The sequence below is a fragment of the Thiomicrorhabdus heinhorstiae genome (genome assembly GCF_013391765.2).
Taxonomy (GTDB): Bacteria; Pseudomonadota; Gammaproteobacteria; order Thiomicrospirales; family Thiomicrospiraceae; genus Thiomicrorhabdus; species Thiomicrorhabdus heinhorstiae.
This window is the reverse complement of record NZ_JACBGI020000020.1, coordinates 32,469-44,901: the sequence shown is the minus strand read 5'-3', so window position 1 is coordinate 44,901 and position 12,433 is coordinate 32,469. Positions and strand designations below refer to the sequence as shown.

Below are 12,433 nucleotides of genomic sequence, written 5' to 3'. Positions count from 1 at the left end.
TTATAAGTATTACCTTTTTATAAAAAAGTAATACCTGATATAGAAAAAGAACAATTCGAAGAATCGGATTTTCCGAACCGAACGCTATTATTCATTTAGGAACAAACAAACCGGGAAAAATTATGCAATGGCATCAAATGACATGGCCGGAAGTCGCTAAATTTGCTCAGGCGGATTCCTGTGCCGCTCTGCTTCCAGTCGGAGCAACAGAACAGCACGGCCCTCACTTGGGCTGCGGTATGGATTCGGAAATCGCCGACCAATTGGCTCAGGCAGTCGGTAATCTGACCGATATTGCAGTGCTGCCGACTTTACCTTACGGCTGTTCGATCGGTCACTCTAAACGCTGGCCAGGCACTATCGCCCTGCAGCCGAAAACCCTGATCGATGTAGTCAAGGAAATCGGTGACTGGGTCGCTCACAGCGGATTTAAGCGCCTGTTTATTTTAAACAGTCATGTCAGCAATTTTGCACCGCTACGCTGCGCTTTGGAGATGTTGCGAGCCGAGCATGACGACTTTATGGTCGCCCTGATCAATTCGGCGACCGTCAGTGAGCGCGTAAAAGATCGCCACTTCGAAGATGCCGACGACTGGCATGCCAATGAAGCGGAAACCTCTCTGATGATGGCTCTGGCACCGGAAATCGTTCGTTTCGACAAACTGCATGATAGCGACGATCCGGATAGAACCGTCGATTGCGTTTTTTCGCATCCGGTAAACCGGACCAGTTTAAACGGCGTAACAGGAAAACCGAGCCTGGCTACGGTTGAAAAGGGCCAGGAGCTATTCGAGTGGATGAAACAGGACTTGGCGGAAAAAATCCAACAAGGGCTGAAGGAGCAACCTCCTCTACCCCACTCCTACCACCAAACATTAACCGACGTCGACTGAATCGAACGCCACAACTTTTAAACACAAAATGAACAAATCGATTGCATCGAATTAAGGAGATTTAAATGAACAGTGAAATGGACGTAAAACAGCTCAAGGAAGAATGGAAAGCCAACGGCGTTAAATATTGCTTGGGTGCCTATGTCGATATCCACGGGATTCCAAAAGGTAAATTTGTACCGATCGACCATCTGGACCACATGGTAAAAGGTTCGGAACTTTACACAGGTTACGCTTTGGACGGTTTGGGACAAAGTCCGAACGATGACGAAATCGCCTCGGTACCGGATCTGAACAGCGCCATTCAACTGCCTTGGCAACCGGAAGTCATGTGGATGGCTGCCGACAACACTCTGCACGGCGAACCTTATGAAATCAACACTCGTGTCGCACTGAAAAAAGTCCTTGCCGAAGCCGAAGAGATGGGATTCGGTTTCAATCTGGGTATCGAATGCGAATTGTTCGTTTTGAAAGAAGAAGCCGACGGCAGCCTCTCTGTTCCTGATCCGGACGACAAACTAATCAAACCCTGTTACGACGTCAGCGGTTTTATGAACCGCTTCACCTGGCTGGATAAGATGGCGACCACTATTAACGATCTGGGCTGGGATTTGTACTCATTCGACCACGAAGACGCCAACGGACAGTTCGAGTTCGACTTCCAGTACAGCGATGCACTAACCATGTGTGACCGCTTCACTTTCTTCCGCTACATGGCTAAGCACTATGCCAAAGAGGAAGGTTTGCTGGCAACCTTCATGCCGAAACCTTACGCCGATAAAACCGGTAACGGAGCGCACTTCAATATGTCACTGTTCGACAAAGAAACCGGTGAAAACGTCTTTAAATGCGATCCAAAAGACGATCCGCGCGGTCTGGGGCTGACCGAATTGGGTTATCAATTCATCGCTGGTGTTATCAAACACGGTCCGGCCTTATGTGCTGTATTCTCACCAACAGTCAACAGCTACAAGCGTCTGGTTCGTCAAGGAGATATGAAAACCTTCTCATGGGCACCGGTATTCAACTCTTTCGGTTCCAACAACCGTACCAACTCGATCCGTGTACCTATGGGCGGCGGACGTTTTGAATCACGTAATGCTGACGGTTCCGTCAACCCATATCTGGCTGCTGCGCTGGTATTGGCTGCAGGTCTGCAAGGTATTCGCGAGAAATTGGACCCGGGCCATGCTCAGGAAGACAACCTGTATGAACTGAGCGAAGAAGAGCGTATGGCAAGAGGCATCGAATTCCTACCGCAAAACCTGTTGGAAGCGGTTGAAGCTTTCGAAGCCGATCCGTTTGTCGAAGAAGTCCTGGGTAAAGAATTGCGCGACGAATTCATCACCTACAAGAAACGCGAATGGCGTGAATATCACGAAACCATTTCTGCTTGGGAAATCAAACGTTACAGCCATCTTTTCTAAGCTCAATCTCAATCTGTTTTTACCTCTCAAAGCGCCTTCTGGCGCTTTTGAAATCGATCAAAAATTAAGACCTCAACCTAGCTTTTCATACAATTCCAAAATGGAATCCATTTCCTTCCGTCTTTAGACCACCCAATTTGGCCAACTAGCGATTTCGATGATTTTAATTATTTCGCCGACTGAGAAATGATGAAACTTTCGACCGGGTGGATTCGATTGTCCAGTTCCCGGTACAATTCCGGTTCATTGTTTCCTATCGGTAAATCGTAGATTAAGGTCGATCCCTGGTTCTTATTGACGGAATAATGATTTGCCTTGTCAAATACCCAGAGGCGCGTGCCCAGATAAAAGCCTTCTTTTAAATCGTGGGTAACCATAACGATGGTAATACCCAGCTCTTTCCATAGCTCCAGAACCAGCTTGTGCATGTCTTTTCTTGTTCCGGGATCGAGAGCACCGAAAGGTTCGTCAAGCAATAGGATTTTCGGTTCGCCGAGCAATGCTTGCGCTATGGCCAGTCTTTGGGCCATGCCTCCGGAAAGTTCATGGGGATACTTGTCTAAAACATTATCCAGTCCGACTTTTTCCAATAAAGCCAGTGCTTTTTCGACGAAAGGTCTCTTCTGCCCTTTTGCAAAGAAGCCGAGTGTCTTATTGCGTTTGAAACGTCCGACGATTAATAGATTATCCAAAACCGTAAGATGAGAAAAAACCGAGTATTGCTGGAAAACTACGCCAATCTCTGCCGAAGGTTCATTCGGAAAAGATTTGCCGTTTAAGAGCAATTTCCCCTGAGACGGTTTTTCGGTTCCGAGTATCATTTTCAGAAAAGTGCTTTTACCGCATCCTGAGGGGCCGACCATTGTAATGAACTCGCCTTGCCGAATCGTGACATTCATTTTTTCTAAAACGGATTGCTTTCCGTAATACTTAAACAGGTTTTTCGCTTCAATCATTTTTAGCCTGCTCCTTGAAATGCCACGGATAAAACCATCGGTTGAGCTTTGCCAGCAAAATATCCATCAAAAACGATAGTAGGGTAATCCAGACAACATAAGGAATAATAATGTCCATGGACATATATCGTCGAACCAGAAAGATGCGGTAGCCTAAGCCATTCGTTGAAGCAATTGCTTCTGCTGCAATCAGAAATAGCCAGGCTGCACCAAGTGACAATCGCACGGCATCAATCAACTTAGGCATCATTTGCGGAGTGATGACCCGGAATATCATTTGTACACTGTTCGCTCCAAGCGTTTGCGCTTTGATGAGCTGCTCCCGAGGAATATTCTGAGTGCTTCTTTGAATATCTCGCGCGATAAATGGCGTGATTCCAATCGCAATCAACACAATTTTCGATACCTCTCCGACACCGAAAATAATTAACAATATCGGTAATATCGCCAAAGGCGGAACCAGTGAAGTCACGGTCAGAAGAGGTGAAAAGCCGGCATTTAAATAAGGAAGACTGCCGAGCAAGATTCCTAAAAACATTCCCAATATGGCGGCAATCAGAACACCGACCAGCAGACGGATCATACTGCTGTAGGTATCGACCCAAAGAAGGTACTCTCCTGTCCGTTTACTCGGTTCCAGAGCCATACGGGAAAACGCATTCCACATCTGATCGAACCCGGGCAGAAGCTTATCGCCCGGATTCGCCAGCAGCCTTGCGTCTGACGCAGCCGCGTATAAAACCACAATCAATATTAACGGAAGCAAGCCCAGAAAAATTCCCCAGATAGGTCCGGGAGTTTGGTTAATCACTTTCTTCATAAACAAACCGATCAGACGATCTCTCTTCTTGCTTCTAGCAAAAAGTGGCTAAAGTCGGCACTGTTTGCATAAGAACCGAAGATCCCGCCTTCGCGCTCCATACTGTTAAATACCGACCGGTGCAACTCGCGATTCGCTGCGCCACAGCAGTCTTCCAAGATCAAACAGTCAAAACCGCGATCGTTGGCATCGCGCATTGTTGAAGACACGCAGACATCCGTCGTCACACCCAACAGAATCAGATTTTCTATATTTTGGGCTCTAAGGATCGTTTCCATATCCGTTGCGTAAAAGGCGCTGTTGCCGGGCTTATCAATCACGGTTTCCTCTTCGAGCGGTTTTAAATCGTCGATAATGTCGCAACCGTACTCTCCTCTAATCAATAAACGTCCCATCGGTCCTTCACTGCCGATCGAAGCTCCTTGATTTTGACTTTTGATAAATTTGTTTGCATTAAGATCGGAAAGGTTTTCTCGATGGCTTTCACGTGTATGAATCACCAAGATTCCAAGATGCCGTGCCGTTTCGAGAAATGCTTTTGCCGGTTGAATCGCTTTTTGAACATCGGAAATATCTTCCCCCATACTGGCAAAATAGCCTCCGTCTTCCAAAAAATCCCGTTGCATATCAATGACAATCAGCGCTGTTTTTTCCAGATTCAGCTCTCCGCTAAGCGGCCATGCATAGGGTACTGACAGGTTGAATTGAAGTCGAATCATTGAAGTGGCTCCAACCAGGTAGTCGGAAAACGCAGTTTAACATTGTTGCGATCACCGACAATTTGATGATCCCCTGTTTCGATGCCAATAAAATCCGCCGAAGAAGCGCCTTCTCCCAATAATCCATGTTCAAATGCAAACTGGGTCATTTCTTTTAATTTGCTAGGATATTCAGCTGAAGTCACAAATTTTTCAGCCTTTTCAGGGATAAAGAAGTCGATGGTTTTCAATTGATTATCCAGCCCCTGTTCATCCGTGTGCAATGCTTTGGACATATACGCCATCATTTCCGAATGTTTGGGATTCTGAATGTCCTGCATAATCGACAGAGCTTCATACCAAGCGCCGGCAATAGCTTTGCCGAGTTCGGGTTTGTGCTTTAAGGCTTCGGTTTTTACCGCCATGACATCAACGATTTCGCCGTAGATATCCGCTGAATCAAACACCAGAGTTGAATCGGGGTATTGAGATAAAATTTCGCTCAGTTGCGGTTTCCAGGTTGCAACGACCTCACTGTTCGGATCTTCGAAAATCGCTGCTATATCGGCATCGGAGGTATTCACAACCGTGACATCTTTCTCAGATAGCCCAATCGTTTCCAGAGCCCGGATCAGCATATAGTGAGAGCCGGACAATTCGACCAGATTGACTCTCTTTCCCTGTAAATCTTTCAGGGTTTTATTCTTACCGCAAATAATGATTCCGTCGCTGCCGGCGGAGGTGCTTAAAGGCATGACTGCGGTTGTGTCGATACCAGATGCAGCGGGAATTGTCAGAGCATCCAGCGAAATAGCGATGACCGCATCGAAAGTACCGGCCGTAAACTGGGTTTGTGCTTCGATATAATCGTTTAATTGCACCGCTTCCAAATCAAATCCGTATCTGTCGCCCCATTTCTGTAAAATCCCACTGTCTTGCGCATAAGCCAAAGGCATGGAACCGGCATAGATTGTCCAGGCAATGGTGTATTTATCTTTAGCGTAGGAAACGGCAGCCATACTCAGCAGAAATGTCGCTGCCAGTAGTCGTAAAAGTCTTTTCTTAAAAAGAAACATCGATAAATCCTCTTATTAATCTGTTTCAGGTTTTCAACCTTAGATTAGAGGAATGAGCGAACGGCTTAAATGATGAGGTTTGCAAGTAAACTTGCGACTTATATCATGAACCTTTCAACAGTTTGAAGAAGTGCTCTATGACACCACGGATAGATTCGTCTCTCGCCAGATGTGCGGCTTCAACGACAGAGGTGTGGAATAGTTGTTCGGGCAGGATTGGAATCAAGTCGTCGGATTGTTTAAGGCTTTTACCATAATGTTCGGGCATGAAGCCGATATATTGTCCCGATAATATCAGGAACACCATCGCTTCAAGATTTTCGGTATAACTAACGTGACCGTAAGTTTCCAAGTTGAGTTTAAGCAAATCGCTTTCTTTCAGAAAATTTCGTGATACAAACTTCTGCCCGTTTAAAAGCTGCAAAAGTTTATTGTCCTCCAGTCCTCTTTGTATTTGCTCTCCCAGTTCACTGTCTCTTGCACAGTACAGGTAATCGGTTTCACGGTACAAAGGGGTATAGCCGATTGCGTCATGCTTGCTTTCAAAGATACCCAAGGCGATATCGATACGCTTATCAAGCAATTGTTTTTCGAGTTCATGGGGAGTCTGAACCGTAATGTCGAGCAGCACTTCTTGCGGGTGCTCGGAACAATACTGGCTGACAGCCGCTAACAAAGGACAATTAACGTCGGTGATGATATTGTCGATAATACCGATGCTGAGACTTTGCGCCCCTTGACCATTAAGGGATTCGACTTTTTTCTCAAACCCCCTGAAACCGGTAAAGAGCTTTAAAGACTCCTCATAAACCAAACTGCCTTCCGGGGTCAATTCAAAGCCGCTGCGGCCACGGTTGCATAAAGTAAGTTGCAGTCGGCTCTCCAACTGTGAAATGGCGCGACTGATCGTCGAAGCATCTTTATTTAGCCGAGCCTGAGCGTTGGCAATTCCATTCGATTCGACTACGGCCGCATAAACCTTTAAAAGCTTGACATAGCTTTCATCGACATTCATTCAGTCCTTTGCCTCATCCAATTCCGCCAGCCGCCGGTCTCGGTGATTTCCCTGGCATCTTCGATTCCGTAAGGTTCGCAGATAAAACCGACCACTTCCCTGCCGTCGATCAGCTCGACTTTACCCAATCCCAACGGCGATGGAATCAGTGCCAGGAAGCTGCCAAGGTGCTCTTTCGGCATGGCCCAGACTTCCAGAGCGATCGATTCTCCCCCTGATTTCTGTTTAACCAGACCCGGTTTTAGAATCGGGCGTTCATTCAACTCGTAAAAGCGGTATTTCGGAGCGGTTTCTGTCTCTTCCAGCAAGGTCGCACCGCGTTCCTGCAGTTGCTTGTTCAATGGGAATCCGCTTAAGTGCGCCCCGACTACCGCCAGAGGAATTACCCGGCTATCGGTAAAACAGGCAGGATTGCTTGCCGGAACCGGCAAGCCTTTCGCTCCGGAAGTTTCGACAAATTTGCCGTGCAAGGCATCGGTCAATTGCAGCAAGGCCCGATCGCTACCGGCCGGTGCGAAAAAGGTCACCCCGCATGGCAACTTATCGTCACGGAATCCGGTCGGCATAGCGACTGCGGCATAATCCAGCAGGTTCATAAAATTGGTGTAGGTACCCAGCGTAGAATTATGCTGGATCGGCTGTTCGGCCAACTGTTCGATACTGTAGATCGTCGGTGTGGTCGGCGTCATAATGCAGTCGATCCCTCTCTCCTTCCATTGAAGCTGGGTTTCACGCTGCGCATGTTGCAATTTGTAACTGCCTTTATAGGCATCGGCGGCACTTAAAGTTCGAGCTCCGGCGATGATCTCGGCCACCGTCGGGTCCATATCCGCTTCGTGCTGTTCAATAAACTCTTCTATCGCAACATAGCGCTCTGCCACCCAGGCACCGCCGTACAGCAGTTTCGCCGTTTCCAGCCAGGAACAAAACGGTACTTCAACCAGTTTGTAACCTTCGGAAACCAGCATTTCGACCGCTTTTTCAAAATTTTCCTGAGCAAGCTGATCGCCGTCGAACAGCAAATTCGACGCATTCGGCACCCCGATAACCGGTTTCTTGTGCCAAACCGGTGGATTCAACTCTGCCAGATCACGACTGAATTCATCTTCTTCGTCAAATTTTGCAACCACATCAAAGACCTGTGCCGCATCTTGCGCGTTCAAAGCAAACACGCTGATGACATCCTGCGAACGCACCGCAGGAACCAGTCCGCTGGAACTTAACAGACCTTTCGACGGCTTTAAACCGACCAGATTATTGAACGCGGCAGGTACCCGCCCCGAACCGGCCGTATCGGTTCCAAGCGAGAAACTGCACAGGTTCAGTGCCAAGGAGACCGCAGAACCGGAACTGGAACCGCCGGAAATCATCTCAAAATCGAACGCATTATGACAAACGCCATAGGGTGAACGCGTACCGACCAATCCCGTCGCAAACTGATCCATATTCGCCTTACCGATCGGTATCGCACCGGCTTCGATCAACAACTCAACCACAGTCGCCGAATTTTCAGGCATATAGCTATACTCTTTACAGGCTGCGGTGGTCGAAATGCCGGCCAGATCGATATTGTCCTTAATAACAAACGGCACACCCCATAAAGGCAAGCTCTGCGGATCGCTCTGATCCAACTTATGTAAATAAGGCTCCAGTTGAGTTTCACTCAACAGAGTAATGAAAATATTGTAATCCTGATAGGTAGCGGCTTTTTCCAGCAGGTTTCCAACAACCTGACGAGGGGTCAGTCCGCCGTTTTGATAGGCTTGCTTTAATGCGTCCAGACGTAAATCGATTTCAGACATTTTCATTCTCCTCAAGTACCATTAACGCCTGCCCCATCTGAATCAAATCACCTTCGTTCACCAAAATCTCAGTGACGGTTCCGGAACTTTCCGCTTCGACCGCCACCTCGATTTTCATAGTTTCCAGAATGGCGATGGTATCGCCCTCTTCCACCTTATCGCCCGGTTTGACCTGCAGTTTCCAGACACTGCCGGTAATCGGAGACAGAGCCGCTTCGAAGCCCTCAGGCAATTCGCCGAGACCTTCACTCTGAATCTCTTCCTGGGCGGTTTCGGCTTCGAAATTCGCCAACCCGGATTCTTCCCAATAGAGACGTTCTGCCTCAAAGGCCGCACCCTGAGTCTGTTTGAATTCGTCGATACTGGAATGATTTTCTTTCAGGAAGGATTGGTAGGCATTCAACGACAGTTCGGTCTCTTCAATGTCGATGCCGAAACGTCCCAGCGGGAAATCTAAACGGGCCTGCGCCAGCTCTTCCTCGGAAACCGGATAGAACTGAATCTGATCGAAGAAATCCAATAGCCACGGTTTCTCTTCGGTAAAGAAACGGGTACGGTGATAAGCGTTCCACATCTGAATAGTCCGACCGACAAACTGGTAACCGCCCGGTCCTTCCATACCGTAAACGCACATATAGGCACCGCCGATACCGACGGCGTTTTCCGGTGTCCAGGTGCGTGCCGGATTATATTTGGTGGTGACCAGACGATGACGCGGATCAAGCGGTGTAGCAACCGGCGCGCCCAGATAGACATCACCCAGACCCATGACCAGATATTTGGCATCAAACACGATGCGTTTAACGTCTTCGATACTATCCAAACCGTTAATGCGGCGGATAAATTCGATATTGCTCGGACACCACGGCGCATTCGGACGCACTGTGGTCATATACTTTTCAATCGCCAAACGCGTGCTAGGATCATCCCAGGACAACGGCAGGCGGACAATTCGGCTCTTCACCGTCAGGTCTCTACCGGAAGAGATCTCTTCTTCCAGAGCGATCAGTTTGTCGATCAGCTCGTTCTGAGAGATTTTTCGCGGATCGTAATGTACCTGCAAGGAACGAATCCCCGGAGTCAAATCCTTCAAAAACGCCCAGTCCGCCTGATTATCACGATTCTCTTTCAAGCGTTCGAATAACACCTGAATACGGAAACGCAGCGCCAGATCCAGCTCCATCCTGCCGTATTCAATCAACACATGGCTGTCGCCCGAACGACGGTATTTGACGCCGAATTCATGCGAGTCCGCGGAAATTTCATGCGCGATACACGACTGTTCGGTCGGTGAATCCAGAAAAGACAGTTGAGCAACCGTCGGCGTTTGCAATGAACGGATGGCAGCTTCCTGATCTTTGATCGCCTGTTCGGCCTGTTCAATGGTCACCGGCTTAAAGCGAATTTTGTCTCCCGGACGCAACTGCCCCATTTTCCATTGTTCTGCTTCGATAATGGTTGCCGGACAGACAAAACCGCCCAGACTTGGGCCGTCCTGCGCCAGAATAACCGGCATATCTCCGGTAAAGTCGATTGCACCGATCGCATAAGGGTTATCGTGAATATTCGACGGATGCAGACCGGCTTCTCCGCCGTCTTTCCGCGCCCATTGCGGTTTCGGTCCGACCAGACGGATACCGGTACGACTGGAGTTGTAATGCACTTCCCAATCGCAGTTAAAGAATTTTTCGATATCTTCATCGGTAAAGAAATCCGGCGTACCCTGCGGTCCGTAAATTACGCCGATCTCAAAATGATTGCCGAATGTCGGAATCGCCTGTTCCGGCAGAGCCAAAAGTTCGGAAGGGATCTCCAGATTATGCAACCGCAGAACATCGCCGGCACGTAACAAACGCCCGCCGTGACCTCCGAACTTCCCTAAAGAGAAAGTGGTCTTACTGCCCATATAGTCCGGTACGTCAAAACCGCCCAATACCGCCAGATAAGCACGCTGACCGGCATCCTTGATTACTTTTGTTTTCAGTTGCTGACCGGCTTTCACTTTCACCGCCTGCCACTGAGGAATCGGTTCTTTATCGATCGTCGGCTGCACATCGGCACCGGTAATACAGATCACGGTATCGACATCGAAGGTCAAACCGACTCCGGATACCGTCATTTCAATGGTCGCGGCATCTTGCGCATTGTTCAGACAACGATTTGCCAAACGGTGCGACAAGGCATCCATCGGCCCGGAAGGCGGAACGCCGATGTCCCAGTAACCGACACGCCCCGGATAACTGACGATCATCGAATGGGTACCCGGCTGAGTCACTTCCACCGTATTCGGCGTATGCATAAAACTGTTCAGGAAATGGGTATAAAGTCCTTCGGCCTGCTTGAAAGAGGCATTTCCGCACAAGGCTTCCAGATAGGCGGCATTGGTTTCAAACCCATCGACACGGGTCTTGGATAAGGCGCTTTGCATGCGGCCGACCGCATCTTCGCGATCCGTTCCCTTGACGATGATTTTCGCCAACATCGGATCATAGAAAGAACTGACTTCGACACCACGTTCGCACCAGGTATCAACGCGACAATCCTGCGGCATGTCCCAACCGGTCAGTTTGCCGGTACTTGGCTGGAAATTCTTAAACGGATCTTCGGCATACACTCGCACTTCGATCGCGTGTCCTTCCGCTGCAGGAATCTGCGCGGCCGAAAGTGGCAAAGTTTCATCGTAAGCGACACGAATCATCCATTCAACCAGATCGACTCCGCGAACCGCTTCGGTAATACCGTGCTCAACCTGCAAGCGAGTGTTCACTTCCAAGAACGAATAGGCTTGTTGATCGGCATCGTAAACGTATTCCACCGTCCCGGCCGACTTGTAGTTGACAATCTTACCGAGTCTGATCGCATGCGCTTCCATTTCCGCAACTTGCTCACGGCTGATACCGACCGCCGGAGTCTCTTCGACCACCTTCTGGTTACGGCGCTGCAAAGAGCAGTCACGTTCACCGAAAGACACTACTTCACCGCGACCGTCACCGAAAATCTGAATTTCGATATGACGCGCATTGACGACGAATTTTTCCAGGAAAATCCCTTTCTGACCGAAAGCGTTTTGACTGAGACGTTCAACCTGTTCAAAGGCGTCACTCAATTCTTTTGGCGTGTTGCAGCGCTGCATGCCGATTCCACCGCCGCCGGCGGTGCTCTTCAGCATTACCGGATAACCGATACGTTCGGCTTCGGTCAAAGCGTGCTCGATTGAATCCAAAAGCCCTGAACCCGGCAAGAGCGGTACGCCCGCTTCAATCGCCAGCTCTCGGGCCGTATGTTTTAAACCGAAATCGCGGATGTGTTCCGCTCGCGGACCGATAAAACGAATGCCGACGGCTTCACACGCATCGGCAAAACTGGTGTTTTCACTCAAAAATCCGTATCCCGGATGCACCGCTTCGACACCAAGGCGAGTCGCTTCTTCAAGAATCAAAGGCACATTCAGGTAAGTCTCGGTTGCCACATTTCCCGGCAAAAAAATTACTTCATCCGCTTGCTGAACATGTAACGACGCGCGGTCGGCATCCGATGCCAAAACCACAGACTGGATACCCATTTTTTTCAAGGTGCGGATAATTCGAGTGGCAATCGCTCCACGGTTGGCAATGAGTACTTTTTTAAACATTGAGTGTCCTTTTCTCAGATCGTTCCGAGGCAATTTGTTTCAACTAGGTCGTCCTAGATTTATTTTGTTTGTTATCAGTATTAGTTTTTTACTTGCGAGAGCCTTAACGGAATAG

The 12,433-nt window shown here is 48.7% G+C and carries 9 protein-coding genes; 2 read left to right on the top strand and 7 right to left on the bottom strand.

Translation table 11 applies throughout. The features are described from left to right. Window positions 1-122: 122 nt before the first annotated feature. Window positions 123-893 (top strand): creatininase family protein, encoded by a 771-nt coding sequence (locus H8792_RS09395; RefSeq protein WP_228767054.1) that lies wholly within the window; start codon window positions 123-125, stop codon window positions 891-893. 65 nt (window positions 894-958) lie between these two features. Continuing rightward, window positions 959-2,320: a type III glutamate--ammonia ligase gene (gene glnT, locus H8792_RS09390; RefSeq protein WP_185978697.1), complete on the top strand. Its 1,362-nt coding sequence runs from the start codon at window positions 959-961 to the stop codon at window positions 2,318-2,320. A gap of 167 nt (window positions 2,321-2,487) precedes the next feature. Here glnT and H8792_RS09385 read toward each other — a convergent pair whose 3' ends face one another. The 7 genes from H8792_RS09385 to uca all read right to left on the bottom strand — a co-directional run bounded on the left by H8792_RS09385 (window position 2,488) and on the right by uca (window position 12,318). Next, window positions 2,488-3,276 carry an ABC transporter ATP-binding protein gene (locus H8792_RS09385; protein ID WP_185978696.1) on the bottom strand — a complete coding sequence of 263 codons (789 nt, stop codon included), beginning with the start codon at window positions 3,274-3,276 and terminating at the stop codon, window positions 2,488-2,490. After that, window positions 3,269-4,096: an ABC transporter permease gene (locus H8792_RS09380; RefSeq protein ID WP_185978695.1), complete on the bottom strand. Its 828-nt coding sequence runs from the start codon at window positions 4,094-4,096 to the stop codon at window positions 3,269-3,271. The genes H8792_RS09385 and H8792_RS09380 overlap by 8 nt, the downstream gene beginning before the upstream one ends. Window positions 4,097-4,107: 11 nt before the next feature. Then, entirely contained in the window at window positions 4,108-4,815 is a 708-nt protein-coding gene (locus tag H8792_RS09375; RefSeq protein ID WP_185978694.1) for a cysteine hydrolase family protein, read from the bottom strand. Beyond that, complete coding sequence (locus tag H8792_RS09370) at window positions 4,812-5,870, bottom strand: putative urea ABC transporter substrate-binding protein (RefSeq protein ID WP_185978693.1); 1,059 nt, start codon at window positions 5,868-5,870, stop codon at window positions 4,812-4,814. The genes H8792_RS09375 and H8792_RS09370 overlap by 4 nt, the downstream gene beginning before the upstream one ends. A gap of 103 nt (window positions 5,871-5,973) precedes the next feature. Further along, a complete protein-coding gene (locus tag H8792_RS09365; RefSeq protein WP_185978692.1) occupies window positions 5,974-6,885 on the bottom strand; it encodes a LysR family transcriptional regulator in 912 nt (303 codons plus the stop codon). Next, window positions 6,882-8,687: an allophanate hydrolase gene (gene atzF, locus H8792_RS09360; RefSeq protein WP_228767053.1), complete on the bottom strand. Its 1,806-nt coding sequence runs from the start codon at window positions 8,685-8,687 to the stop codon at window positions 6,882-6,884. Before atzF ends, H8792_RS09365 begins: the two co-directional genes overlap by 4 nt. After that, window positions 8,680-12,318: an urea carboxylase gene (uca, locus tag H8792_RS09355; protein ID WP_185978690.1), complete on the bottom strand. Its 3,639-nt coding sequence runs from the start codon at window positions 12,316-12,318 to the stop codon at window positions 8,680-8,682. The genes atzF and uca overlap by 8 nt, the downstream gene beginning before the upstream one ends. Window positions 12,319-12,433 lie beyond the last annotated feature (115 nt).

What these genes read in the sequence shown, in the direction of transcription:
- H8792_RS09380 (WP_185978695.1), bottom strand. Translation starts at nt 4,096, where the DNA reads ATGAAGAAAGTGATTAACCAAACTCCCGGACCTATCTGGGGAATTTTT.
- H8792_RS09375 (WP_185978694.1), bottom strand. Translation starts at nt 4,815, where the DNA reads ATGATTCGACTTCAATTCAACCTGTCAGTACCCTATGCATGGCCGCTT.
- H8792_RS09370 (WP_185978693.1), bottom strand. Translation starts at nt 5,870, where the DNA reads ATGTTTCTTTTTAAGAAAAGACTTTTACGACTACTGGCAGCGACATTT.
- H8792_RS09395 (WP_228767054.1), top strand. Translation starts at nt 123, where the DNA reads ATGCAATGGCATCAAATGACATGGCCGGAAGTCGCTAAATTTGCTCAG.
- glnT (WP_185978697.1), top strand. Translation starts at nt 959, where the DNA reads ATGAACAGTGAAATGGACGTAAAACAGCTCAAGGAAGAATGGAAAGCC.
- atzF (WP_228767053.1), bottom strand. Translation starts at nt 8,687, where the DNA reads ATGTCTGAAATCGATTTACGTCTGGACGCATTAAAGCAAGCCTATCAA.
- H8792_RS09385 (WP_185978696.1), bottom strand. Translation starts at nt 3,276, where the DNA reads ATGATTGAAGCGAAAAACCTGTTTAAGTATTACGGAAAGCAATCCGTT.
- H8792_RS09365 (WP_185978692.1), bottom strand. Translation starts at nt 6,885, where the DNA reads ATGAATGTCGATGAAAGCTATGTCAAGCTTTTAAAGGTTTATGCGGCC.
- uca (WP_185978690.1), bottom strand. Translation starts at nt 12,318, where the DNA reads ATGTTTAAAAAAGTACTCATTGCCAACCGTGGAGCGATTGCCACTCGA.